At 67.6% G+C, this 25920-nt stretch carries 20 protein-coding genes and 1 tRNA gene; 2 read left to right on the top strand and 19 right to left on the bottom strand.

Translation table 11 applies throughout. The features are described from left to right. Positions 1-129: 129 nt before the first annotated feature. From HET64_RS09955 to HET64_RS09875, 18 genes are all read right to left on the bottom strand, one after another. Positions 130-2409 (bottom strand): AAA family ATPase, encoded by a 2280-nt coding sequence (locus tag HET64_RS09955; RefSeq protein ID WP_251145078.1) that lies wholly within the window; start codon positions 2407-2409, stop codon positions 130-132. 204 nt (positions 2410-2613) lie between these two features. Next, positions 2614-4887, bottom strand: coding sequence for a tetratricopeptide repeat protein (locus HET64_RS39850; RefSeq protein WP_215103904.1), 2274 nt, complete (start codon positions 4885-4887; stop codon positions 2614-2616). A 119-nt stretch (positions 4888-5006) separates the two neighbouring features. After that, positions 5007-5330: a hypothetical protein gene (locus tag HET64_RS09945; protein WP_308369945.1), complete on the bottom strand. Its 324-nt coding sequence runs from the start codon at positions 5328-5330 to the stop codon at positions 5007-5009. Positions 5331-5936: 606 nt separating this feature from the next. Beyond that, on the bottom strand, positions 5937-6500 hold the full coding sequence (locus HET64_RS09940) for a hypothetical protein (protein WP_215103901.1): 564 nt from the start codon (positions 6498-6500) through the stop codon (positions 5937-5939). Positions 6501-6916: 416 nt separating this feature from the next. Further along, complete coding sequence (locus HET64_RS09935; RefSeq protein WP_215103899.1) at positions 6917-7867, bottom strand: hypothetical protein; 951 nt, start codon at positions 7865-7867, stop codon at positions 6917-6919. After that, the gene (locus HET64_RS09930) at positions 7867-8823 is read right to left on the bottom strand and encodes a hypothetical protein (RefSeq protein ID WP_215103897.1); all 957 of its coding nucleotides are present in this window, start codon (positions 8821-8823) and stop codon (positions 7867-7869) included. The genes HET64_RS09935 and HET64_RS09930 overlap by 1 nt, the downstream gene beginning before the upstream one ends. Beyond that, entirely contained in the window at positions 8810-9817 is a 1008-nt protein-coding gene (locus tag HET64_RS09925; protein WP_215103895.1) for an ABC transporter ATP-binding protein, read from the bottom strand. The genes HET64_RS09930 and HET64_RS09925 overlap by 14 nt, the downstream gene beginning before the upstream one ends. Beyond that, positions 9814-10332, bottom strand: coding sequence for a septum formation family protein (locus tag HET64_RS09920; RefSeq protein ID WP_215103893.1), 519 nt, complete (start codon positions 10330-10332; stop codon positions 9814-9816). The genes HET64_RS09925 and HET64_RS09920 overlap by 4 nt, the downstream gene beginning before the upstream one ends. Before the next feature lie 87 nt (positions 10333-10419). Then, complete coding sequence (locus HET64_RS09915) at positions 10420-10719, bottom strand: hypothetical protein (RefSeq protein ID WP_251145077.1); 300 nt, start codon at positions 10717-10719, stop codon at positions 10420-10422. A gap of 929 nt (positions 10720-11648) precedes the next feature. Beyond that, complete coding sequence (locus HET64_RS09910) at positions 11649-11852, bottom strand: hypothetical protein (RefSeq protein WP_215103891.1); 204 nt, start codon at positions 11850-11852, stop codon at positions 11649-11651. A 1071-nt stretch (positions 11853-12923) separates the two neighbouring features. After that, positions 12924-13307: a DUF6193 family natural product biosynthesis protein gene (locus HET64_RS38935; RefSeq protein ID WP_251145076.1), complete on the bottom strand. Its 384-nt coding sequence runs from the start codon at positions 13305-13307 to the stop codon at positions 12924-12926. Continuing rightward, positions 13297-18084: an RHS repeat-associated core domain-containing protein gene (locus HET64_RS09905; RefSeq protein ID WP_215103889.1), complete on the bottom strand. Its 4788-nt coding sequence runs from the start codon at positions 18082-18084 to the stop codon at positions 13297-13299. Before HET64_RS09905 ends, HET64_RS38935 begins: the two co-directional genes overlap by 11 nt. 526 nt (positions 18085-18610) lie before the next feature. Continuing rightward, positions 18611-19012 carry a PIN domain-containing protein gene (locus HET64_RS09900; RefSeq protein ID WP_215103887.1) on the bottom strand — a complete coding sequence of 134 codons (402 nt, stop codon included), beginning with the start codon at positions 19010-19012 and terminating at the stop codon, positions 18611-18613. Then, positions 19009-19257 carry a type II toxin-antitoxin system CcdA family antitoxin gene (locus tag HET64_RS09895; protein WP_215103885.1) on the bottom strand — a complete coding sequence of 83 codons (249 nt, stop codon included), beginning with the start codon at positions 19255-19257 and terminating at the stop codon, positions 19009-19011. The genes HET64_RS09900 and HET64_RS09895 overlap by 4 nt, the downstream gene beginning before the upstream one ends. Positions 19258-19678: 421 nt before the next feature. Continuing rightward, positions 19679-20350, bottom strand: a complete 672-nt coding sequence (locus tag HET64_RS09890) for a nucleotidyl transferase AbiEii/AbiGii toxin family protein (RefSeq protein ID WP_215103883.1) — start codon at positions 20348-20350, stop codon at positions 19679-19681. Then, the gene (locus HET64_RS09885) at positions 20347-20694 is read right to left on the bottom strand and encodes a transcriptional regulator (RefSeq protein WP_215103881.1); all 348 of its coding nucleotides are present in this window, start codon (positions 20692-20694) and stop codon (positions 20347-20349) included. Before HET64_RS09885 ends, HET64_RS09890 begins: the two co-directional genes overlap by 4 nt. A 377-nt stretch (positions 20695-21071) precedes the next feature. Then, complete coding sequence (locus HET64_RS09880) at positions 21072-22478, bottom strand: ATP-binding protein (protein WP_215103879.1); 1407 nt, start codon at positions 22476-22478, stop codon at positions 21072-21074. Positions 22479-22936: 458 nt separating this feature from the next. Then, positions 22937-23010, bottom strand: a tRNA-Gly gene (locus tag HET64_RS09875). A gap of 653 nt (positions 23011-23663) precedes the next feature. Between HET64_RS09875 and dcd the strand changes: the two genes are divergently transcribed. Next, the gene (gene dcd, locus HET64_RS09870) at positions 23664-24239 is read left to right on the top strand and encodes a dCTP deaminase (protein WP_050358434.1); all 576 of its coding nucleotides are present in this window, start codon (positions 23664-23666) and stop codon (positions 24237-24239) included. 6 nt (positions 24240-24245) lie between these two features. After that, entirely contained in the window at positions 24246-24746 is a 501-nt protein-coding gene (locus HET64_RS09865) for a phosphoribosyltransferase (protein ID WP_215103877.1), read from the top strand. 164 nt (positions 24747-24910) lie between these two features. On the opposite strand, the gene HET64_RS09860 is transcribed toward HET64_RS09865, so the two are convergent. Next, on the bottom strand, positions 24911-25888 hold the full coding sequence (locus tag HET64_RS09860) for a Yip1 family protein (protein ID WP_215103875.1): 978 nt from the start codon (positions 25886-25888) through the stop codon (positions 24911-24913). Positions 25889-25920: the final 32 nt, after the last annotated feature.

The raw sequence follows: 25920 nt of genomic DNA, 5'->3' as shown, positions 1-25920 counted from the left end.
AGACTCCGGAGTCTGTGGAGATCGGCAGGGCTCAGATCGGAACTCGGCACTCTGGCGGACGCGTACTCACTGAGCGTCACCTGCCGCCCTGTGCGCCCCGCGTGCCCTGCGGCCTTCCGCGGCACCCGACTACTCCCTGTCCCATTCGCGCTCGGCCGGCACGTCGTCCTCGTCGGTGATCCCGGCGGTGACGAAGACCTTCGCCAGCATTCCCGGAAGGTCCTGCGGATTCGTCTGAACCACCCGACCCGTCCGGTCGTCCACCAGCTCGCCCAGTACGGCCCGCAGCATGTCGGGGCGGCCGAGGCAGTAGTCCGTCACGAGCGGCACGATCTCGTGGTGAAAGGCGTGGGAGAGCTGCTCGACGGTGGCGAGGGGACGGTCGTCCGAGAGGAGGTATGCCTGCCCGAGCAGGTGGTCCGGGCCCAAATGCGCGTCCAGACGCTCGTTCAGCCCCTCCAGCAAGGGCGCCAGCCCGAGCCCTTCCACCTCTCCGTCCAGAGCGTCCAGGTCCGGCGGCACGTCGAGGAACGCGAATCTGCGCCGGATCGCGGAGTCGATATGGCTCACGCTGCGGTCGGCGGAATTCATGGTGCCGATGATGCGGACGTTCGCCGGAACGGTCCGCTGTCGCCCGCTGGTCGGCAGGGTGATGGAGACCGATCCCCGCTTGTCGAGCTCCAGCAGGGTGATCAACTCACCCAGAACGCGGGGGAGATCACCGCGATTGATCTCGTCCACGATGAGCAGGAAGATGTCGTCCGGTGCCATCTCTGCCGCCGCGCAGACCTGGAGGAAGACCCCGTCCCTCATCGTCAGATGCAGGCCGGCCCCGTCCGCCGCCGTGTCCGGCCTGAAACCCTCCACGAAGTCCTCGTACCCGTAGGACGGGTGGAAGGTCACCATCGTGAGGCGTGCCGCCCGTGCCTTCTCGGGCGTCCCGGCGCCCTCCGCCACCGCGGGTACCGGGGGCACCGCGGACAGCCGCGCGAGCACCGCGGCCCGCTCGGCCGGCGGCGCCTCGATCAGGTCCGCGTGTCCAGCGAGGGCGAGGGCGACATTGAGTGCCAGCCGGGTCTTGCCCGTGCCGGGTGGCCCCTGGAGTACGACCTGCCCTTTGTGCTCCAGCAGATCCCGTACTCTCCGCACGTCATCGGGAAGTTCGTCATCGGGCGGCCCGGACCCCGCCGAAACGGCCTTCTCCACGGTGCGGACCTTGTCGGCCCCCTCGGTGTCACCGACGGAACCCGGAAGGGATACGCCGGCCCCGCCCCTGTCCCGGCCGTGCCGGATCTCCCGCAGCAAGGCGGCGGGCACCTTGGCGAACGTCTGCTGCCAGGCGTGCCGGGGCGCGTCGAAGCCCTGGGCGTACGAGGTGTCCCAGTCCACGTCCACGGTGTGGCGGTGAGTCCCCGGGCCGGGTTCGTAGGCGTATCCGCCCACGACGGTGCCCACGGCGAGCACCTCCGACTTTCCTCGGTTGGCGACGACGAGATCGCCGCGCTCCAGGTCACGGAAGGCAAGCATCTGCCGTGCGAGCCGCAGGTTGCCGCCGGTGCTCTGCGGCCAGTGCTGGTCCAGTGCGGCCTTGAGCTCCTGGTCGCTCTCGTACTGCACCAGACTGCCGACCTCGTCCCAGCCGACCCGGATACGACGGTTCTGGAGACAGTCGTCCCAGAGGCTCGCGCGTTCCCCGGGCGCGATCTTCCAGACCACGCGGTCCTGCGGGCGCGGATCGTGGAAGGTGTACAGGTAGTCCATCACCTCATGCGGACTCCAGCCCTTGAACTCGTCGTACGCACGCAGGAGTCCGAGGAGTTCGCGATTGGCTCTCCAGGTACGCACACCGGAGGAGTACGCACGGGGCCTGCCGCCGAGCAACGCGGTGAAGTGGCGGACGTGCGCGGCGGAGAAGACGGGCAGGAACTCACCGGGAAAGTAGACCGCCAGCGTCTTGGTGGTCAGGGCCTGTCCGTACGACAGCGACTCCAGATCGTCCAGAAGTTCCCACGCACCCTTCCGCGCCGCGTCGAAGGCCGTCACGAACTCGGACCGCACCTGGACCCAAGCCGCTTCCACCTCGATCCCGCGCAAGGCGCTCGGCACGACTCGCCACTGACCCGACCGGTGCTGGTAGACGATGTGCTTCGCCGCGCTGCCGCCGCGGATGCTGCCGAAGTTGTCGGTGCCGTACTCCATCAGCCGGCAGAAGGACAGCCCGCTCCTGCGGCTGTCCGGCCCCAGCGCGTACTGCTCCAGGTCCAGCTCGCCCCAGCTCTCCAGCGGAAACAGGTCCAGCACCCGCTGCCGCTCCTCCTCCGCCAGGCCGGCGGCCCGTCGCGCCCCCTCCCGATCGAATTGCGCGATGCGCGCGGCTATCCCGTCCCGGAACTGTCCAGCCTCAGCCATGTGCGCATTCTTCGGCATCGAGCCGGACCTGGACAGCGCCTTCAGGAATCGGTCCTTACCCGCCCCCGCTGGCCTCGCGATTCGCCCGGTGCGGGGAGTCGCAGAGCGCACCGGACCGTCAGTGCCCGGGAAGGGCGGAGCACGCCCGCCCCCGTAGAGGGCCGGCGTCACAGGCCGTCGTCCGCCACCTGCCTGACCGGCCCCTCACCCGGATCCGGGTCCGTACTCATCAAGTTCTCGCTGTACCTCGTCGGCCGCCGGATCGTCGGCGGCCCGCAGCAGAGCCAAGGCTTTCGTCAGCGCGGCGTACGCGTCGTCCGCGCGCCCCAGACCGCGGAGACAGCGTGCGCGGGAGCGCAGCGCGATGGCCTGCCCGTTCGGATAGCCGGATTCCTCGTGGGCGTCAGCGGCTTCGCCGAACGCCTCCTGCGCGGCATCAAGATCGCCCCGCAGCAGCGCGACCTCGGCCAGACCCGTCAGTGCGAACCCGATGGTCTGCCGGTCCGCCGCGGCGCGCAGCCCCAGACTCTCCCGGTAGTTCTGCTCGGCCGCCTCCGGATCGCCCTGCGCCAGGTGCAGGTCACCGAGCAGGAACAGCGAGATGGCCAGCTCGCGCTGACTTCCGATCGCGCGGCGAATGCGCAGCGCGTCCTCCATCACCTGGGCCGCCTCCGCCAGCCGGCCCAGGGCGATCAACGCACCGCCCAGGTTGTTCAGGCTCTTGCCCTCGCCTTCGGCATCGCCGAGTGCACGCCACAACGACGCCGCTTCACGATCCTTCCGGGCTGCCTCATCGTTCAGGCCCAGTTCGCGCAGCGCGCCCCCGAGGCTCATCAGGCTCCACGCCTCACCCCAGCGGTCCCCCGCCCTGCGGGCAGCGTCCAGCCCGATCTCGCAGACCTCACGGCGGTCCGCGTGGTAGGAGCGCAAGACAAGGGGGGTGATCAGCGCCATGGCGATACGCCAGCACAGATCGTCCTCGCCGTCCGCCTCGGCCGCCCGGACCATCGCCATGGAGTTCAGCCGCTCCGAGTCGCACCAGGCGAGGGCCTCCTCGTACGAGGTGAACGGTTCACCGGCCTCCTCGGCCGACACCACGTGACGGCGCCCCGGAGCCAGGACACGATCGGCCGCGTCGATGCGGATGAGGTACCGCGTCAGCAGGCGGCGCCGCGCCAGACCGACTTCCGCCCCGGACTCGTCACCCTGAGCGCGCTCCGCCGCGAATGCCCGCAGCAGGTCGTGAAACCGGAAGCGCGACCGGCCCGATGGCTCCAGCAGGCTGAGCTGGACCAGCCGGTCCAGGCGGCGCACGGCTTCGGTCCGTTCGATCGCCGACAGCGCGGCGGCATCGGCCGCGCTGAAGTCGGCTCCGGGGTGAAGTCCGAGCAGCCGGAACGTCCGGGCCAGGTCGTCGGGGATATCGGCATAGGACCAGGAAAGCACCACACGCAGCTCCGTAGATGAGTCGTCGTCCAGTGGGGAGAAAGTGTCCAGAGCGGCGCGAGCGTCCCGCAGCTCTCCGATGATCTCCGCGGCGCATGCGCCGAACGAGCCGAGGCTCCGGCTCGCCAGCCTTTCGAGTGTGATCCGCAGTGTCAGCGGCAGGTATCCGCACTTGCGGGCGATGTCGTCGGCCAGCAGCAGATCGGTCTCCGGCAGACCTTCGCGGTCACCGGTGAGCATCTCGACCGCCACCTGACCATCGAAGGGTTCCAGGCCGACCCGCTGCGCCCCGAGCTGGACCGCGAGTCCGGTGAGCCTGTTCCGGCTCGTGATCACGGTGAGCGAGGCGACGGTCGAAGGGATCAGCGGCCGGACCTGGCGGGCGTCCAGGGCATTGTCGAGCAGCAGCAGAAGGGACCGGCCGTGGGTGATCGACCGGAAGAGCGCAGCCCGGCTGTCCTCGTCCTCGGGGATCTCGTCCGCCGGCACGCCCAGCGAACGCAGGAACTGTTCGAGCACCTGACTCGCCGTGGCGGTGGGTCCGTCCGAGAAGCCGCGCAGATTGGCATAGAGCTGGCCGTCGGGGAACTGGTCGGCGATCGCATGGATCCAGTGGACGGCGAGCGAGGTCTTGCCCACACCGCCCATGCCGCTCACGATCGCGACCGCGGGCTCGGCGGCCAGCCGCCGCCGCTCCAGGTTCGCCGTCAGGGCACTTACCGCGCCCGTCCGGTTCCGGAACCCGACGACGCGGGGCGGCAGCTGGTGCGGCACCGGCAGCGCGGCCGCGGCCGTCCCGCCGATCATGAGGCGATTGATCACTCCGGCCTGCACGACGGTCTGCGCACTGCCCGAAGGGTCGGTGCCGATCTGCAGGTGCCCGGTGTTGGCGATACCGCCCGCGGTGGCGTACGCGTGCCCCGTGTCGCTGACCGGTCCGAGGTCGGCTGCTTCGGGACCCCGTACGCTCAGACCGGTTACCGCGGTCGAGCCGTCCGAGGCGTTGGCGTCCCCCGTGTCCGTGACGACCACGGGAACACCTGGCTCCTTCCGGCGTCCGGCCTCATCGTCGGCACCGTGGTGGCGCTTCCACCAGCGCATGGCAACCGGGCCCCCTTGTTCGTTCGTCGCGACTCCGCCCGGCGGCCGGGTCAGCTGTAGTCGATGCCCGAGCCGGCAGCGCTTCCGGGACCGGACGCGGTGGCATCCCCGGTCCGCTCGGCCCGCGCGGACCCGTGGCCGCCGCCCCGGCGCCTGATGCCGGTTCCGGCAGTACCACCGTCAGTGGCCTCGGCCCGGCCGGTGTCGATGGCCGCGTCCGACGGCCCCGGGGCGGCCGGCCGCTGGAACAGTGCCCAGAGCAGGGCGACGATCCCCACGGCACTTTGGACGGACGCGCCGACCAGCTGCCCGGTGTCCGGCTTGTCCAGCAACCAGAACAACGGCGTGGAGACGATTCCCGCAGATGCGACCACCACGACCGCAGTCTTCCATCCTCGCGACACGCTGCCGCCTCCTCACCAGGGCGCACCCGGCCGGTGCACTATCAACTCTAAAGCGCGATGCCTGAGTTGCGGCATGGTTGGGGGGACGGTAACCGTTCGGACCGAAGTCGCGAACGCGCCCGTCCTCGAGAGCTCGGAGAAGACCTCCGAAGGCACTCCGCTGTGGGGCTCCGGCCTCCACGGATACCGGCCCCCGGCAGCTTGGGGCGCGAAACAGGACGGACCGATGGTGGCGAGGTGCCACCAGGAGACCCAGTGGAGGAAGACGTCGTTGGCCTCGATGGCGTGAAGCACGGGTGGGCGCCGCCGGTTGGGAAGACGGGACTCGCGAGGTGGACCTCGTCGCGGTACGGCCGACATGAAAGGCCCCGGTCACTGACCGGGTCCTTCAGCATGGTGCGGGTGGCGAGAGTCGAACTCGCGCTCTGAGCTGGTGAATCAGCGGTTCTCGGGATGCACCGGAGGCGCCGGCCGTGGTCGGAGGACACTCCGCGAACTGCCGCGACCTGTTGGTTCGAAGGACCTGGGCGCGGGACCCGCCCATGCGGCGGGAGGCAACGTGGGCAGGTGGCTGCCTCAGCGCGTGGTGTTCCGTTCCGCCGACCACACGGCGGACTGTTGAACTGTGGGGCCGTCGATGCGGACCGCGCCCGCCGTGTAGGCGCCCCAGAGCAGATCCTGGCACCCGAAGAAGGATTCTCCCCAGCTGTCCACCCAGACGTGGACGCGGGACGATCCGACCGGGGCGGCGTCCCACCACTCCCAGCCGCGGGAGTCCTCGTCGGGGTCGAAGCGGTACAACCAGTCCCGCAGTTCCCACGGCCGGCCGCCCCCGGTGTGCTCCGCATACCGGTCGCGCCCGGCCCGTGCGAACTGCGGTGCCTGCTCCGGCTGCTGGGAACTCACAGCGGCGAACCAGTCCGGAACATCGCCGACCGGGAGACTCTCCTGCTCGAAATCCGCCGTGCTGCCCAGCCGCACGGCGGGTGAGATCACCGACCGCAGGCGCCGTTCGTACTCCGCGGCATCCCCTTGAACGTCGATGACGAAGAGGGAGAGGACCGGGGGCGCGGCATCGGCACGCGGGCGATCCCGGAGCCTCTGGAGTTCGGCGGCCAAGCTGTCGCTCGTGTGCACCATGCGAGGAGGATCTCCCTGTGACCGGATCGACGTTCGGGTCTTCGGCGCCGGTGCCGCTCACAGCCCGGCCCCCTCGGCCCGCGCGTCCCCTGACCGGCCCGCGCATCCGGTAGGTCCGCGCCGACGGCGACGTCATCCTGCACGATCCCCACCACTGGCGGGAACAGCATCGACCCGTCCGGGTCTGCCACGCTCACCGCGACCCCGGCACCGCGGGCCGACGCCGACACAAGAAGGCCCCGGTCACTGACCAGGGCCTTCGTCAAAGAACGGGTGACGATCATCGAACTCGCTTTCTGAGGTTCGGAATCACCGGGGCTGGTCGACCAAAGCGCCTCTGAGCTGCTTGTTTGCCTTGCAGGGAAGAGGTTGGCGCGGTCTCGCTGGGCCGTACTTGACCGCTGTTGTCCGCGGCCTCAGCCGACGTCCCGGCGCGCGAACCGCCACCAGGCCGCCGCCACGACGGGCAGCAGGTGAACAGACAGGGCGAGGAAGGCGGTGCTCGCGGTGGTGCCCTCCCGCATGGCCAGGCAGGCGGCCTCGCCGACACAGGTGGTCCTGTCCGTCTCCATCAGCAGACGCTCGTTGAGGACGGCGAACGTGATCCCGGAGAGCTGGTACTCGGCCAGTGCCGGGACGTACTCCTGGACGATGCGGCCGGAGGCGACCAGATAGGCGAGGGCGATACCGAGGGCCGTGGTCGTGCGGCGGGTCAGCATGGCGAGGGAGTAGCCCAGCAGCGCCACCAGGCCGACGAGGACCGCGCCACGCGCTCCGATGACGGCTAGCACCGTCCAGTACCGCCCGTCCGCGTCGGCCAGGGACCCCTTGAAGCCGGCCACACCCAGCAGGAGGGGCACGAAGAAGACCGAGGTCAGGACGGCGGTGGCGGTCGCGACCGCAGTGACGAGCAGGCCCCTGGCGAGGAAGAGGCGGGTGCGCCGGGGCTCGGCCGCGGTGAGGGTGAGCATCACGCGGGACGACCAGTCCGCACCCCCGCTGAGGACACCGAGAACCAGGGCGGCCAGCGACAGCCCCGACAGCACGGCGCGCAGGTCGACGAAGGATGCCTTCGTCATGAGGTAGCGGGGGTCGTCGAAGAACTCGCGAGGGGACAGGGTCTCGACCGAGCCCGCGGGCCGGGTCGCCGCTTCCTCCGCGTACGTGCGGTAGGCCGCTTCGGCCGCCCGCCACGCCGCCGCCACATCGGTGTGATGACTGAGGAAGGCGGATACGGCAAGGGCCAGAAGGATCGCGGGGAGCGCGAGGAGGCCGTACCGAACGGGCTTCGGACTCAGTACCCGGTGCAGCTCGGACCGGACGAGGCGGCTCAGGGGCGGCGACGAGGTTTTCGCGAGGAGGGTCATCAGCCGACGTCCGTTCGGGTGGAGCGCCACAGGGCCAGAACGAGGACCGGGAGGAGATACAGGAGGATCCCGGCGAAGCCGTCGAAGGCGGTCAGGTCGACATGGGTCGCCGCACAGCCGGGGCCCGAGATGCAGTCGGACTCCGCCATGGGGATGACGGGCTTCTCGTTGAGGACGGCGAAGGTGAGCCCGTCCATGTCGTACTCGGCCAGTCGCGGCCCCCGCCCCCCGAAGACCCGGCCCGCGCCGGCGAGATAAAGGAAGGCGATGGCGAGGGCGGCGGGGACGTGGCGCGTCAGCACGGCCAGGCTGTAGCCGAGGAGGGCCAGGAGGCCCACGAGCACGATGCCCCGCAGGAACTGGCTCACCAGCACCGCCCAGTACGCTGCGTCCAGGCCCTCCGTACTCCCCCGTAGTTGAGCCGCGAGCAGCAGACACGGCACGAGCAACAGCCCGCACAGGGCGGTCGCCGCCATGGAGAGACCGCCGACCAGCACGCCGCGGGTGAGGAAGAGCCGGGCACGCCCGGGTTCGGCGGCGGTGAGGGTGAGCATCACGCGCGAAGCCCAGTCGGCCCCGCCGCTGACGATTCCGAAGACCGTGGCCGCCGCGCAGAGACCGAGCAGGACGGTGCGCAGATCGCCGAAGGAGAGCGACTCCATCAGGTAGCGCGGGTCGTCGAAGAAGGAGTCCCGCCCGATGCTGCCGGTCGGCATGCCCGTACGGGCGGCCTGTTCGATGAATTCCTGGTAGCGCGCGTCCGCTTCGCGCAGCGCCGGTCCGGTGTCGGGGCTGTGGGTGAACAGCTTCGAGAGGCCGAAGGCCAGGACCAGCAGCGGCAGCGCGGCCGCGACACGGCGTACGGCCGGCGGGGCGGTCAGCCGGTGCAGCTCGGCCCGCACGAGGCGGCGCCAGGGCGGGGCGCCGAAGCCGCGCATCTGGTCAACGGCGTTCAAAGGGGACGTCCTCCGCTGCGGCGTCGGCGGCCCGGATCGCCGCGACGTAGATGTCCTCCAGGGAGACGGACTCCACCAGCAGCTCGCGCGGATACACGTCCTGGGCGGTCAACAGCCTCAGTACTTCGGCCGCGTGCGGGTGCGGCCGGGGGGCGGGCATCCGCAGCTCGTCCGTGCCGCGCGGGCCTGCGGCCCGGGTGAGGGTGTGGCCGTGCCGCTCCAGTACGGCGACGGCCTGCTCGGTAACCGTGTCGTGCACCCGCACCACCAGGTGCTCGGTCCCCCGGGAGATCAGCTCGGAGACCCCCGCGTCGCAGATGACGCGGCCGTTCCTGACGATGGTGACCCAGTCGCAGACCAGCTCGACCTCGGCCAGGATGTGGGAGGAGACGACCACGGTCATACCGCGCTCGTCGCGCAGTCGCTTCAGTAGCTCCCGCATGTCCCGCACGGCCTCTGGATCGAGCCCGTTCATCGGCTCGTCGAGGACGAGGAGTTCGGGTCCGGAGATCAGGGCCCCGGCCACACCGAGCCGCTGCTTCATGCCGAGGGAGTAGCCGGAGTAGGCGCGCCGGGCGGCGTGCGCGATCCCGACCAGTTCCAGCGCCTCGGCCACCTCGGTGGGTCCCACGCCGTGCAGCTCGCCGATCAACCGGAGGTTGTGCTCGCCGGTCAACGAGGCGTTGAACGCCGGCCCTTCGATGAGCGCGCCCATGCGACCGGCGACGTACCGCTGGTCCTTGGGGAGCGCGTGGCCGAAGGCGTGAACACTGCCGCTGTCGGGCCTGACAAGGCCCAGGAGAGTTTTGAGGGCAGTGGTCTTTCCTGAGCCGTTCGGTCCCAGAAGCCCCACGATCGAACCCCGGGGAATGGACATGGAGAATCCGTCCAGGGCCTGCTGCCGACGTCCGCGCGCGGTACGGAAGGACTTTCGGACATCGTCGAAGCGGACAAGCACGTCGGAGGGCCCGGTGTGTTCGGGCTCCTGCGTCATGCGGCTTTGCCGATCTTTCCGGTTTTGGGCTCGGGGAAGGTTATGGAGCAGTAGCCGGTCCTGTTCCCGGCTTCCCAGGAATCCTTGTTGAGCGGCACGAAGAGCAGTCCGATCATGGATCCCTTGTTCTTCGAAATGAGGGGGTCCAGAACGGGAGTGCAGAGGGTGCGCATGGCGTCCATGACGCCGCGATCACCGGGGAACGGGCTTTCCCTGCTTTCGGGAATCTCGGCCTCGGACAGAATCTCGAATCGGTGCGGCGTCGCGCAGTCCACCGTTCCGACTTCCTGGTCCGAGCGGACATCTCCCTGGAAGTTGGAGCACATGCCGACCTTGAGATCGGAATACGGGGTGGGAGTTCCGTCCGGCAGATCACTCATCGCATCGCGGGAGTTCGCGGACTGCTCCGCCCCGGGAGCCGGGTCCTCCGCTTCCCCCTCGGTCGTGGCGCAACCCGACAGCATCAGCGTCGTCAGGGCGACTGTGAGCAGCGGTAACGTGAGGTGATGGCGCATGCCTGGTTCGCCTTCTGGTGTGGGGGACGCGTGGTGCGGGTGAACTCCCACCCGCACCACGGTAATTGATTCAAGCGGTCGGAGAGGCTAGCACTTGCGCGTACCGTAGTACGAGTCCCAGGTGTCGCCGTCGCTGCCGCCGTTGTTGTCCGCATACCAGTCGACCAGGTCGCCGGCGATGTAGCCGACGTAGTGGTTTCCGGTGTCGTGCTTGTGGCCGGACGCCGAGCTCGGAGCCTCGGCTCCCCTGCCGCTGTTGATGGTGATGGTGCTCCAGCTGCAGCGGGTGTCCGCCTGTGCCGTGGCACCTCCCCCGAGCACCATGATGCCGGCGAGCGCTGCCGCGGCCGTACCGATCGCGCATGTTCGGCGAGCGTTCTTCTTCATTTGCCTGCCCCCTCGAATGGATGAACTGGTGAAGCGGGAGCCACCCTTCACGGCGGTTATGGGGGTGGTCAACGGAATAAAGGGCGATGGCTGGTTCAAGGCAGATCTGCTGCTGGGTCATTCCGCCGGAGGGGCGAACTCCATATTCCCTCTGCGTGATTGAGGGGCCGGTGGAAGTGGGATAACGCAGGCGGAGGTCGCAGCTCCGTCCGCACGGTGAGTGATCACCCACCCTGCGGGCACGTCGTCGGTGGCGGGTCAGGCTGTCTCGATCTCGGCCCCCGGCACCGTCGGCGGGAGGCCGTGCGGGGGGCAGGAACCGGCCGACAGGTGGGTCAGTGACCCCGGACGGGCCTGTGGTCCTGGACGGGCCCGTCGCCCCCGCCGCATCACCCGAGGCTCTCCGCCTCTCCCTCGTGCTCCTCCGGGTCCTCCACCGGCAGGCCGAGGACCTTCCGGGCTTCACCGGCAGGCCGAGGACGACCCGGGCTCCCCGCTCCTCGGGGAAGCCGTCCTCCTCGACCGTGCTTGCCCAGCGCTCGTCGAACTCCGCCATGGTGGGGGCCTTCGAGGCGGCGATCCGGGCGGCCGACAGCGCGTCGAGCCGGTCCGCGAGCGGTCCGCGAGCCGGGCGACCGGACCACCCGCCGACGCCGGGAGGCTGTCGACCGCGCGGAGCCGCCGGGCTGACTCGGCCTCCCCGGCCCAGTCGGCCGGCCCACGCCCTGGCAACGGCCAGGTCGGTGTCGACCTGCTCGCCGGATGCGCCGGACCAGGCTTCGGCGGAGGGCGCAGGGCCTTCAGAAAGGCGAGCTGGTGGGCGTGCCACGCGCTCGGGTCCTGTCGCATCGAGCCCCTCGGCAAGCCGGTCTCCGCGCCAAGCCAGCAGCGCACAGCCCGGTCCCCTCCGGTCCCGCTACCGACTCGGGTCAGTAGAAGCCGAATTCGGCGGCCGGAAGTGCGGTGACGTCCGGCGTGAAGTCGTGGAGCAGCGGTGCACAGCCCTCGTACGCCTGGGCGGCGATGGTCGCGGGGTCGGAGATCGCGTGATCGCCCTTGAGCCGGAACGTCCCGTAGAACTCGGGCGGATGCGGTCCCTCGCACGGCACGATCTCGACCGACGGGTCCGTCATCCGCTCATCCTCCGGACCGGCCTCGCCCTCCCCACCGGAGTTACGTCTTCGACTGCAGATGAATCTCCCGCTTCTACCCACAGCACGTGGCGCCCCGCCCGGCGCGGCCAGCCGTGGTGAGGACAGAGATAGGCCGCGCCGCTGATGCGGGGTACGCCCGTGCCGTGCGCGGGTCTCGATGGAGCAGGGAGAGCCCCACCGTGCTGGGCTCAGGTGCCTGGCGCAGCTGGTGCCTGACCGTCGACCGCCCTAGTGGGCGCGGTCGACGGTTGACGGGCATGTTGCGCAGCGGACTCGCGCCCCCTTCGTGTCCGACGGTGGAGGATTTCGTCGAAGGTGGCGCGGGCGCCCGTAGGGTCGATGTAGTGCATCGCCAGGAGGGCAGGGCCGCAGTGAGAACACGTGGCGCCGCGGGAGGGAGGCCGGTGCCACGGCGCGCGACTCGCTCGCGGAAGCGCTGTCCCGAAGCGCGGTCGTTCTCTCGGTCTGCCCACCACAGGCGGCGGAGGACGTTGCGGCGGCGGAAGCAGTTGGTTCATCCGCGCGGGGAGCGCCACTGAGGGCGAGGGGTAGGAGCGGTGAGCTTGGCCGACGCCGCGGGCTTCGGCGAAGCCACTGGCACAGGAGGAGCAGGCCAAGAAGCGATCGGGCACGGAACGGGCACGCGACGCCTGAACTGGTCCGGACAACAAACAAGGCCCGGGTCAATTGACCTGGGCCTCAGTCGTGGAGCGGGTGACGAGAATCGAACTCGCGCTCTGAGCTTGGGAATCAGCGGTGCTTGGACCGTTGAAGGGGATCTGACCTGTGATTTCCCATTGAGGAGGTGGATGGCCAGGGTCTGTGGAAGCCGTACCTGACCGATACTGTCTGCTCCTCTGGGCACGGATGGGGCACACAAGTGTCTCGACGATACAGAGTGTCCTTCACGGACAACTTGAGGACCGCGGCAGCCACGCGAAATGCTTGGCTACGCGCCCTTTGATGTGCTCGGCCTCTTCGCTTCGCGGAGTGTGTTCCGGGCCCAACAGGTCGTTGAGACTGGGATGGGTGCCTGTCCCCCGGCCGATGTCACAGGTCGTCGGCTGTCCCCTCGATCGCAGGTCCCCAGTCTTCGGGCAGGGTTGCGGAAAGCAGCGCGACTGCTTCCGACGCGGTGTCCGCCACGCCTACTTCACGGAGGCCGGACTCACCCGTCTCCCACATGCGAATGACGGAGAAGCCCCCGTCACGTCGCCTGAAGAGGGAGGGCACATCTCGGGACCATGGATACCGTGTGCAGCGGCTGAACTGAAGAGATCCGTGACTGATGAGCGGAAAAAGTGAACGCAGTTTCGGATGCGCATGTGCGGCCCGCGAAAGGTTCGGGTCGATCACGCTGGATGATTCCGACAGGACGCTTTGCCACTCCCTGGCCACTGAACTGGGGATGTTGGCGTCAATCTCAGCTGTCATTCGCCTGTTCTCTCTTGAGTCTGAGGTACTCGGGATTCAGTTCCATGATATCTGGTTTGTCGTTGATATCGATTTTCTCGTTGCCCGAATACCAGGCAATTTCTTCCCACGGGCGTCCGTCCGGGTTGGCGTAGCCATCGGCCACGTCTGTCTCGTAGGCGCGAACCGCGCGGGCAACCACGCTCATCTCCCATGCGGTTCCGTTACCTGCGTCGGGCCATCGATCCCTGTTCCCCAGGCCGAAATTGTCACCGCGCTCCACGGCTACCCTGAAGGCTTCGATGATAGTTTCCGGTGTATTCCAGTTTCCTGTTTCTCCAGCTCGATTCGGCATTCCGTCCAGGGTTATGGACAGTGTGGTGCCTCGGTCGTTCACGGCGGCGGCGACGTTGGTCATCCATACGGGACCACCGGGCTCTTCATCGCCGTATGTGCTGTCATTGTATGTGTGCGCGCCGGGGTCGTTATTTTGGCGTAGGTGCTCGGCAAGGCTGTTGGAATGTCCACCAGGACGGTTGACGCCCAATACCACGCTGTGTTTGTTCTCCCCGCTCCGGTGCGGGCATCCCGCCAGCCCCAGAGGATCGATCCACCGCGTGGGGTCGTCGACGTAGGTGACCGCGTTCGGGGCCGGGGTCAGACCGAGCGGGTCGGGGGAAAGATAGCGGCCCGACTCGGGGTCGTAGTGGCGGTGGCGGTTGTAGTGGAGGCCCGTTTCCGGGTCGAAGTACTGGCCGGGGAAGCGCAGGGGGGTATACGCGTGGGCGTCGCGGTTCCACGACGTGGCTCCCCACAGAGCGGAACGGGTGCGCCACGCCACCTCGCCTTGCTCATCGACCAGTTCACGAGGCGTGCCGATGAGGTCGGTGATGATCGCGAAGAATCGGCTGTCGACTTCTGCCTTGTCCACGAGCCGGCGTTCCACCTGAGTCACCGGCTGCACGCCGTCGTGGTCCCAGGTGAGGGCGACGGCATCCGGGGAGCCCGCCGTGGAAGTGGTCTGTTCGCAGAGTGTGTCGCCGTCCCAGGTGAACGCCACCTCCTCGACCACCGTCGCCCCGTCCTCGGCCAGGCGTTGCTTGGCCGAGCGCCGTCCCAGAGCGTCGTAGAGGTAACGCCAGCGCGTACCGTCCGGTGTGGTGACCGAGACCAGACAATCCTCCGCATTCCAGCCGTAGTGCCAGGTCTCGGGCTTGCGGGAGAGACGGGTCTTCTGGCCCAGGATCACCCGGCCCTGAGCGTCGTGCTCGTACCGGATACGGCCCGCGCGAGTGATGCGCGTTCCGGCGTACTCACGCGGTCCGGAGGCGTCGCCCGCACCGGGCCAGGACGCACCGGTCTGGTTCCCGGCCTCGTCGTACGCGTACCGCTCCGACCAGTTCTCCGCCGTGACGCCGGTGACCCGGCCGTCACCGGATACCTCAAGTCGCTTGCGGCCTCCGGTCAGCTCTTCGGCCGAAGCGAGATGGCCGTCGGGACGGTACGTATACGTGCGGCGCTGGAGAACCCGGTCACCGGTCGTCCGGACGAGCTGGTCGATCAGGCGCCCCGCCGGGTCGTACGCGAGGTCGACGGTCAGCGCGTCACCGATCCGGCGGTCGGTCTCGTGACCCGTCTCGTCGAAACGGAAGCTCAGGCGGTGGCCGGAGGCATGGAGCTCGGCGGTGCGACCGGCCGGGAAGGACCAGGAGCTGACCGCACCGGACGGGGTGACGCGCAGGGTGCGTCGCCCGATCTCGTCGTAGGTGTTGACCAGTTCGCGGCCGTCGCACACCTCCCGGAGGACCCTGCCCGAGCGGTCGCGTACGTACGACAGCTCGGTTTCGGGGCCCGTCGCCGAGGCAAGACGGCCGTGGACGTCGTAGGCGAAGCGGGTGACCCTCCCGTCGGCGTCCTTGGCGGTGACCCGGCCCGCGAGGTCGCGTTCGTAGCGGACCGTCTGGCCGAGGCCGTTGGTACGGGCGACGAGTTGACCGCAGGGGTCGTGGGAGTAGCGGAGGGTGCGGCCGTCGTAGTCGGTCTCCGAGCTGGTGCGGCCTGCCGCGTCGTAGGTGTAGTCCCAGGTCAGACCCTGGGCGTTGGTGACCCGGGCCAGGCGCAGCTCGGTGTCGTGGGTGAACTCCTGGCGTGCGCCGCCCGGTGTGGTGCGGGCGGAGACCAGGTCGAAGTGGGTGTACTCGAAGCGGGTCTCGCCGCCCGTCGCGTCAGTGTGCGCACGGCAGTTGCCCTCGCCGTCGTACGTCCACGACTGCTGCGAGCCGTCGGGGTCTGTCCGGCGGGCGAGCCTGCCCTCGGTCGTCCACTCCAGCTCGGTGGTGCGCCCCTGCGGGTCGGTGATCCTCACCGCACGTCCGAAGGGGTCACGGGTGTACCGGGTGACCGAGCCGAGCGGGCCGTGGATCGCCAAGGGGAGGCCGGCTGCGTCGCAGAGCACCCTGTTCAGCGCGCCCAGGGAGTCATCGACACCGATGAGCTCTCCCTTCGGCCCGTGGGTGAGTCGGGTGGTGGACCCCTCCGGCCGGACGAAGAGGGTCGGGTTGCCCCGGTCGTCGTACTCCTGCCGCGATGGCGCGCCGTCCGGGCCGATGACGGCGGCGAGCTGGTTCAGCTCGTTGTACTCGATCCGGGCGACGGTGCCGTCGGGGTGCTCGACCCGGACCGGGTTTCCGTGATCGTCGTAGGTGTACGTCGTGCTACGACCGAGCGGGTCGGTCCGGTACAGCAGCCGGTCGTACCGGTCGAAGCTGCGGTGGGTGACGCCGCCCAGCGCGTCGATCTCCGCGACGGCCTGGAGCCGGTCGTTGAACTGGTGGACCTTGGTCGCGCCGAGGGAGTCCGTGTACCGGGTGACGCGGTCGCCCGTCTCCGGGTGGACGTCGTACGCGAACGTGGACGACAGATAGCCGTCCGGGCCGACCGTGCGGACCACGCGGCCGGCGTCGTCGTACACGTAGCGGAACGTGGAGTCGTTACGGTCGGTCCACGAGGTGATCCGGTCGTCCGGGTCGTACGTGAAACGCAGCGGCTGCCCGGACGAGTTGATGACGGCGTCGAGGTTGCCGAGAGGGTCGAAGCCGTAGCGCATGACGGTGACGGGACCGTCCGGCGTACGCAGGGACAGCTCACGTATTCGGGAGTCCTCGACGGCGAGGGCGACCCGGTAGCCCCCGGAGTGGACGACGGCGGTCGGACTGCCGTCCCCGAGGCGGGCGAAGTCGATCCGGTTGAGGTTGCGGTCCTCGATCTCCCGGAGCCAGCAGGCGGGGGACGCGTTGTACGGGCCGCCGCGGAAGGAACGCGTCAGCCCTGAACGGGGATCAGAGACGAGATAGGTGGTTTCGCCGTTGCCCTGGCCTCCGTGCCGGAGCGGCAGCCGGGGGCCCTCCACGGGGAGTACCCCGTCGTCGTCCTCGGGCAGGGGCAGCCGCGGATAGACGAGGAGCGAACCGTCCTCCCGGGACCACACCGCGCCCCCGCCGAGCGGGTCCGGCTCGATCCGCTCGTCCAGCGTGGAGACCCAACTGCGGCCGAACCACTGGCCGTAGCGATAGCCGGAGAGATGGGTCCGGCGAAGGACGAGAGGAAGGACTCCGGGCAGGGCCAGGTCGGTCTGCGGCAGGGTCATCTCGCCGGTGGCGACGTCCACCGGGTCGTTCTCGCAGGTCTTCTTCTCCAGGGAGATCGCGTTGCGGCGCGGCTCGTCCTTGGCGTTCTTCAGCGCGTCGGCCTTGGTGCGGGTGGAGTCCCGGGGCGCATCGGGGCGCGGACCGTCTTCCTTGTCGCCCTTACGCACCTTCACGCCCTTGGACATCATCTCCTTGATGTCCAGCTCGATCTTCTTCTGGTTCTCGGAGATCTCCTTGACCGCCTTCGGCAGTGCCTTGCCGAAGTGGTCGCCCATGGCCTTGTTGGCCTTGCCGAGCGCCTTCATGGCCTTGTCGATCACGGGGTCCAGGGCGCCGGCGATGTCGTCCTTGCCTCGACTTCGTCCATGATGCGTCCTGGCCTTGGACAGTTTCCCCGCCGTCTTGCCGTGAACGTCGACACTGACCAGGTTGAGCTTGGTGCCCGCGCGGGTGTGCTCCGCGTGCTCGATGTGCACGCCCTTGCCGGGCGCGGGGCCTGGACCGTCGGCGGAGGCGAGCTGGAGGGAATCCTTGGCCCCCGCCACTCCTTCGTTGAAGCCTTCCTTGCCGGACTGGCCGACCTGGTTCATGTCGACGCCGTCCTGAAGGCCGAGCGCGTTGGCACCGACCTGTACGGCGAGATCCGCGGCCATGTTCTCCAGCGCGGCGACGGCCGGCTCGGTCAGGGCGGAGACGATGTATCCGACGACCTCCTCCATGCACTCCTTGATGATCCGGCGGATGGCCTGCTGAGCGACCGCGATGGCCGCCCCGCCGATGAGCATGGACAGCCCGCCGGTCACCGGTATCAGCGCCATGGAGATGCCGGCTTTGCCGGCGAGCACGCCCAGGTGGACGATTGCCGCGTACTTCATGGCCTCGATCGCCGTGGCCGCGTTGTCCAGGGCACCGGCGATCGTACGAGCGCCACTGGCCAGGTCCTTCACGTGCTTGTTCTTGACCTTGCCCCAGTGACCCTTGAGCGCGTCGAGGGCTTCACCGCTACCGGAGGACAGCAAACGTTGCACGTGCTGGTTGGCAAGGTGGCCGTCGTCCTCGACATCCTCGGCGAACTCCCGGAGCGCGTCGGCCATGTCCCGGTACGCGTCTTCGTCGACGTTCGGCCAGTTGATCCCAATGAGGTCAAGCATGGTGTCGGCCCAATCGGGCACGGTTACAGCCACAGTGTGAAGTCCCCCCGTGCAAAGCCGCATTCGCTGAATGCAAGTGCGAACAGGGTCTCATTCCCGCGCCGCGAAACCAAGATCGTTTAAATCAGGCGTGCGTTGGCGGGCGGGCAGCTGCGAGGTGAATGACCTGGTCGAGGCGGGCCGCCGGAAGGGTGCGGCCGTTGGCTTTCCGGAGCGGGCCGAGGGCGCGCCACCCGGTGCGAATCTGGTGCGTGACGCCTGGAGCGGTCCAGACGACATACAAGGCCCGGGTCGATGCCCTGGGCCTCAGTCGCGGAGCGGGTGACGAGAATCGAACTCGCGCTCTGAGCTTGGGAATCAGCGGTGCTTGAGTCTCCGGAAGGGCTCTGAACTGCACTTTCCAGCGAGAAGGCTGCGGTCGCCATGGTCTCTGGAGGCTGTACCTGACCGCTGTTGTCCGCTCTGCTGGGCACGGATGGGGCACGAGAGCTACTGGTGCAACGCGTGCTCCGGGCCGGCGGACTGGTCAGAGGGGGATGATGCGGACTTGGCTGCCGCAGAGCTTGGTCATGTCGTCGCTGTCGGACGTCAAAAGGGCGACGGGTTTCGGCTGGCGGAGGGCGACCTCGGCGACCGTGGCGTCAATGGCGTACTTGTGCCCGTGTAGCCCGGCGCCTTTGAGGAGCTCAGCCGCCGCTTTCGCCGCTTGTTCGGTGACGGGCTCCACCTTGACGCGGGAGAGGACCCAGTTGAGGCGAGGCAGGTTGGTGCGGGAGTGGCTGACTTCCACGATGGTGTTGGCCCCGATCACGAGGTCGGCTCCCATGTCGTGGAAGACCTGAAGCATCGCGAGCAGCTTGCGGTCCTGCGCGATCCAGGCGGAGAGCCCTTCCGAGTCCAGGACGACGGTCTCGATGCGCTCGCTCACGCGGCGTCCGCGCCCGTGGAGGAGCCGGCGGAGCCGAAGATCTTCCCGCGTGCCTCGGCGAGCTCCTCGTCGCTGAAGGGGCCGTGCTCCTCCTCGTGACGGCGGAGGTCGTCGCCCAGGAGCTGGTGCCGGATCTGGCGGGCCACGGCTTCCGCCACGTACCCGGAGACGTTGTCCGTGAGCTTGCGGAGCTCCGCCACCTGATCGCTGGGGAGCGTGACGGTGATGCGAGTCGTTGAGGACATGAGTCCAATCATACTGGAGTATGCGAGGCTCGGCTTGAGTCACAGGCCCCTGTCTTGATGGTCGCGACCGCATGCGCCGGGTGATGACAGAGCGACCGCTCTCCGGCCGTCCACTGCGGGGCAGAGATTTGGACCGTCGCCGCTGGAGGGCAAGCGAAAGGCCCCGGTCATCGACCGGGGCCTCCATTGGCGAGCGGGTGACGAGAATCGAACTCGCGCTCTGAGCTTGGGAATCAACGGCTCTTGGGCAGTCAAAGTGCCTTTGAGCTGCATGTTCGTCTGGATGGGGCGAGGTTGGCGCGGTCTCTGGGCACTGCTCTTGACCGCTGTTGTCCGCTCCGAAGGGCACGGATGGGGCACGGTCGTTGAGGTCTGAGCAGCCTGATGTGCATCCTATTAGCGCATGGTCTCTATACAGTCATCAGTCTTCGTGCGGAGCTTCCAGCTCCTGGAGTCGTTCGCCGATGTCGTCGCCCCATGCCTGTGCCCACTGCCGCAGCCCGGTGATTGCCTGCTCGTCGAGTCCGTAGGCGGCGAATTCTGTGTCGTCGATCCAGTCGGCTCCACCCAGTCGCGCTTGGAGCTCGCTCAGATCGAAGGAGTCGCGGGCATGGCGCCGTCCGAGTTCCTCGAGTTCGGCATGGCTCCAGCGGTTCGCGGCGGCCTGTACGTCGATCAGGTCCCTGGCGAGTCCGCGGTCGGCCAGTGCGCGGACCTTGGTCCCAACGACGTCTTCCAGGGACAGGACCAAGCCGTGCTCGGTATGTACGGGCGGCCGCCAGAGTGCTTCCTTGAGGATGTCGACCTCGCACTCTTCACGGCTCGCGGGATCGGTGACGATCAGGCGGGCGGAGAGGGGGTCTGTTTCCAGAGCACTGACCTGCCATCCGCGCTGTTCCAGGCCCGTTCGCACGGAAGCGGCAATGTCTTCCATATGATCGGGGTTCTCGGTCGCGACATCGAGGTCCTGGCTGAGCCGATCGACCAGGCCGTGTGCCTGGACCGCGTAGCCGCCGGTTAGCGCCAAAGGGTAAGAGCCGCCTACGGCGAGCACGTCTGCAAGAAGGCGACGGTGAAGGTCGGTGAGGTTCACGCAGCGGCCCGGGGTGTGTGGGCGAGTTCGTCGAAGGAGCGTTCCCACACTTCACGCACATCACGGCTGATCAGTGTGCGCAGTGTGGGCCACAAGCTTACGAGGAGGCCGCGATCGAGATACCGGACCAGATCGTCGTGCTGGCCCTCGGCCAGCACGATGCGGTAGTAGCTCATCCGCAGCCGGGGCTGATCGAGATCGAACCTGGTCAGTCCCGACCACGCCAGGTGAAGTGGCAGGCTCACCGTGCCGTGCTCGGGGCCGGCGAGCTCGGAGAGTGCTGCGGGCAGACGCCGGGCGAACTTGGCGCGGCGGAGGTCGGAAAGGCTGGGCTGTGATGCCATACGTCGATTATCCAGGGAGAGGTCGCCGAAGCCGACCGGACGGTGACAAGGTGCCGCATACAAGGAAGCCTCCGGCCGCTGGCCTGGGGTTTTCATAGAGCGGGTGACGAGAATGCAACCCGCGCTGAGCTTGGGGTCGCCGGCCGACCGGGACCGGCGCCCCAGCGCCGCAGCTCGGACGAGCCGCCGGACGTCACTACAGACTGGGGAAGTGCGCTGCTTCTAAGCCTGTTGGCGGCCAGGCGGCTTGAGCCTGCGGCCGTTCACTTGCGTACGAGGTGTGCGGTCTGGGCAACCAAGAAGCTGTCTGGTCCGGTCTGAACTAACTTGAACGGCCTGAATGAGACGGGCACGAGGTACGCGGTTGGTTGATCTCGCTACGGAGGTGTCCCCAAGCTCTGCTCGGAGCTGGTCGCCATTCGGTAAGCGGAAGCGCTCCCCCTCTTCCCCGGGACACGCTCAATCTGTCCAGCGTCGATCAGGCGAAGGAAAATGGTTTTAACCTTATTCTCCGACCCAATTCCGGTTAGCGCTCGTACCGTCCGGTTGTTGATTTCCTCGTGACTGGTGAGGTACTGCATCACTATTTCTTCAGGTGATCCCAGTCGCTCGTGACGGATGTTGACGAGGACGGAGTTTTCCAGTTCCTCGATTACGGGGTCTTTCAGTTTCAGCTTTTTCATGGCGGCAAACGCTGTGGCCAAACCCTCACCCACATCCTTGTTTGGTGGATCTGGGAACTTGTTAATTAGTCGAACGATTGCGCCATTGCGGGAAAACCGCTCTTTGAGAATGTTGCGAGTCGTGATGTGAGCAGGTAGGCGTCCGGGGCTCTCCACCTCGACCCGATTATCGAAAATTCTGACGTGCACGTCGTCTGCGGTTCCGTAGTCCCTATGGATTACGGCGTTCGTGATGATCTCGTGCAGAGTTTCAAACGGATACGTGATCGGTGCGAGTCCTTCAGGGCCGAGTATCTTCACCTCTTCGATCAGTTCAGAGGTTTTTGCTACGACTGCCTTGATTTGTCCGTAGAGAGAGCCCTCGACAGTTAGAGGGTCGAATGCAAGATTCTCTCGCGACCCCTGTGGGTCGGTAGTCTTGTACCTGTAGATTTTGATGGCACAGCGCTTGGGTAGCGGAGCTTGTGGCTCATCTGAGTAGAGAAGGAGACCCGCCACTGTGGGTTTATCTCCCACGATCATCATTTGTTTTCGCAGCCACGGTTCAGGTTCTCCGGTGGGGACGCTGCTGAGCATGAAATCGATTATGGTTAGCGAATTGGTGATTATGTCGATCGGGGCTGGTACGGTTTCGGATTCGAAAGACGTGATGCCCTTGTTTCGGCGCAGGCTTTCAAGGCGGTCTGCGCCTACTGGGAGGCTCTGGCTCCCGCGGCGGACGTACGGTTTCCCGTCGCTGGCGCGCTTGATTTCCTTGGTCTTTTGGATGATTACATGCAGGACTAGGCCGGGATGCCCATCGCATTGCATGAATTCATAAAGGAAATCTCCACCGAGTGGGAATAGCTCTTCAAATACTTGCAGATGCCCATTGGCTGCCTCCATGTTATCGAATCCGCGCCAACTGTGATTCTTTCCGTTGGGCCCTTCGTCAATTCCGACATAAAGTTCTCCGCCATCTGCGTTAGCGAAAGCAGAAATGGCCTTCGTGAGCTTTGCCGGTGAGATATCGATTGCCTTCAGGTCCTCGAAATGGCCTTCCTCTATCTGAAGGACCTTGTAGACCTGGTTCTTAGGTACCGAGATTTTTTGAATCGACATTCGGCGGTAGCCTCCCCGTGCCTAGCCCGTTCCGGTGATCGTACCCAGTCGGTCTCGTGCTGGGGGAGTAGGCGCGTAAGCCAAGGTCGGTGAAGCGGCTTTGAGTTGGGGCTGTTTTGGTGCGAATGATCTTGACCTCGTAAGCGTCGGCGTGTCGGGCAGTCTGTGGACCTGCCCGTTAGCCTCGATCCTTCGTGCCGGTCCGCCGGCTTCTTCGGTGTGCCGTTTCAGTTGTTTGGGCTGGTGGCGGTCAGGCTGATGGCCCGACTGTCGCGTCGGGTGAGCGCCGGTTTCCGCGGTTCCGTGGGGCGTTGCCGCCCGCAGGCAAGGGAAGCGTGATGTTGCTGCAGCGCGCGGCTGAGCCGGTTGGAAGGGCCCTTATGGCATGCCAATGGCACGCGCCGTGACGGTGGTCGAGACAGCAATAAGGCCCTGGTCTCCGACCAGGGCCTTCATCGTGGAGCGGGTGACGAGAATCGAACTCGCGCTCTGAGCTTGGGAAGCTCATGTTCTACCATTAAACTACACCCGCGAAGCGTGCCGATCACCGGCGCTGCATCGTTCCACACTCTACCCCATGCCAGGCCCCCGGCGGATGAGCCGTGGGGCCCCCGTGTCGTGCGTCCGGTCGGGGAAGGGGTGTGGACGGGGGTGTGATGGGCGGGAGTTGGGGGCGTAGCGTGGGTGGTCGGAGTGCCGTGTGGAGTGGCGTCCCGTTCATCCCCTAATGTGGCTTTCTCGTCCATATGTGGTTGGGGAAGGGGCTTGATGGAGTCGATGGAGCGCACCGTCGTCCGCTGTGCCGAAGGGCATGTTTTCGCTACCTCGTCGTTCCCGATGCAGCAGCTCGGGGCCGGCCGGATCGGGCCCGGGCGGTTGATCCGGTGTCCTCGGTGTGCCCGGTTGCGGCAGGCCGTGCCGGTGGCGTTCGAGAAGCGGTAGGGCGGAGTCGGACCGGTGGGCCGCGGCGGAAGTGAGCGGCGGTAGCAGGAAGCGGCGGTAGCAGTGGTCGCGGGGCAGTCGGCTCGGGACGTGGCGGCGGATGCGGTTGCCGGCGCGTGCGTCGTGGTCGGCAGCTGTGGCGGCGGGTGCGAGAGGGTGCGTAGGTAGCGGGGCGGAGGTGTTCCGCAGGCGCGCGGGTGGTCCGGTTGGGGCGGGCTCGCGCGTTCTGCGTATCCTCGGGACGTGCTTCTCTCAGACAAGGACATCCGGGCCGAGATCGACGCCGGCCGAGTCCGTATTGATCCGTACGACCCTTCGATGGTGCAGCCGTCGAGCATCGACGTGCGGCTGGACCGCTACTTCCGGGTGTTCGAGAACCACCGGTACCCGCACATCGATCCGGCCGTCGAACAGCCCGATCTGACCCGTACGGTCGAGCCGGAGGGTGACGAGGCGTTCATCCTGCACCCCGGGGAGTTCGTGCTGGCGTCCACGTACGAGGTGATCTCGCTCCCCGATGATCTGGCCTCGCGGCTGGAGGGCAAGAGTTCGCTCGGGCGGCTCGGGCTGGTGACGCACTCGACGGCCGGGTTCATCGACCCCGGGTTCTCCGGGCATGTGACCCTGGAGCTGTCGAATCTCGCGACCCTGCCGATAAAGCTCTGGCCGGGTATGAAGATCGGGCAGCTCTGCCTGTTCAAGCTGACCTCGTCCTCCGAGTTCCCGTACGGCTCCGAGCGGTACGAGTCGCGGTACCAGGGGCAGCGGGGGCCGACGGCCTCGCGGTCGTTCCAGAACTTCCATCGGACCCAGGTGTGATCAACCATGACCAGTGACGTGCGGGAGAACCTGACTTACGAGGGCTTCGGGCGGGCGGTGCGCGAGTTGGCGCAGGCCGTCGCCGACGACGGGTACGAGCCTGATGTGGTGCTGAGTATCGCCCGGGGTGGGGTGTTCGTCGCCGGTGGGCTCGCCTACGCGCTCGACTGCAAGAACATTCACCTGGTCAACGTGGAGTTCTACACGGGGGTGGGCACCACTCTGGAGATGCCCGTCATGCTGGCGCCCGTGCCCAACGCGATCGACTTCTCGGAGAAGAAGGTTCTGATCGCGGACGATGTCGCCGATACGGGCAAGACGCTGAAGCTCGTCCACGACTTCTGCGTCGACCATGTCGCCGAGGTGCGCAGCGCCGTCATCTACGAGAAGTCCCACTCACTCGTGAAGTGCGAGTACGTGTGGAAGAAGACGGATCAGTGGATCAACTTCCCGTGGAGCGTGGAGAAGCCCGTCGTGCGGCGGGACGGGCAGGTTCTCGACGCGTAGGGGCTTCCTGGCTCCAGGGACCCACAGCCCTGCGTGCCCGCTATGCCCGTTGCGTTCTTGTGTTCGTTGTGTCCGGATAGCCGTTGTGTCCGTGTACGTGAGAAGGCCCCCGGAGTGCGTGTGTGTTCCGCGCTCCGGGGGCCTTCTCGTGCGTACGGGGCTTTCTAGATCGTGCCCAGCTTGATGATCGACAGCAGCGCGATCAGCTGGATCGCCGATGCTCCCAGCGCCTTCGGCCACGGCAGGTCGTGCGACTTGCTGACCATCGACGTGAACAGCGCCCCGGCCGCCAGCCAGGTCAGCCAGCCCACGATCTGGACCAGGGAGTTCTCGCCGCCCAGGAAGAGGGCGAAGAGGAGGCGCGGGGCGTCCGTCATCGACATGATCAGCATCGACAGGCCCACCGTCGGCTGCCACGAGCCCGTGCCGCCGAGCTGGCGGGCCAGGGTGTGGGTCACCGCGCCGAGGACCAGGCCGCCGATGACGAAGCCGACGCCGGTGAACAGGACGTACGGGATGGCCGTCGAGATCGTCGCGTTGATTGCTTCTTCGCGCGCCTGGTCGAAGCCGAACAGCGCGAGCAGGCCGTAGACGAACGTGACGACCAGCGCCGGGCCCCAGACCGGGTAGTCCCGCATCTGCCAGAACGTCGGTCCCGGGCGCGCCACGATGCCGGTCAGCAGTTCCTTCCAGCGCAGGCGCGGGCCCGGCGGCTGGGCGGGGGCGGAACCGGCCTGGTAGGTGTTGCCGCCGTTGTACGGGTCCTCGTCGACGCGGAACGCCTGCGTGTGACCCGGGTTGTTGGCGTACGGGTCATGGGGCGCGGGGTCCGCGTACGGGTCGCCGAAGTACTCCGGCTCGCCGTGGCCGTGGGGATGGCCCTGGCCCTGGCCGCGTCCGCCTTGCCCGCCGTGTCCGCCCGGTCCGGGGCCCGCGTAGCCGCCGCCCGTGTTGTACGGGGCGCCCTGTGGCGGCCCGTACGGCGGTGGCGCTCCGCCGTTGGCGGGGCCTCCTGCCGTCGGCCACGGCTGAGCACCGTACGGCGGCTGTGGTGCTTGCCCTCCGTACGGCTGCTGCCGCTGCTGCTGCGGTTGTTGCGGGGTGCGGTTGTCCCGGCCGCGTCCGATCCTGAATCCAGCCACCCGTCGAACGTACCTGGTCCCCGGGGGTGGGG

Origin of the sequence: Streptomyces sp. McG3 (assembly GCF_018619185.1) — a bacterium.
GTDB lineage: Bacteria > Actinomycetota > Actinomycetes > Streptomycetales > Streptomycetaceae > Streptomyces.
Note: the sequence above shows the minus strand (reverse complement) of the source record. Positions and strands in the feature narration are given on the sequence as shown.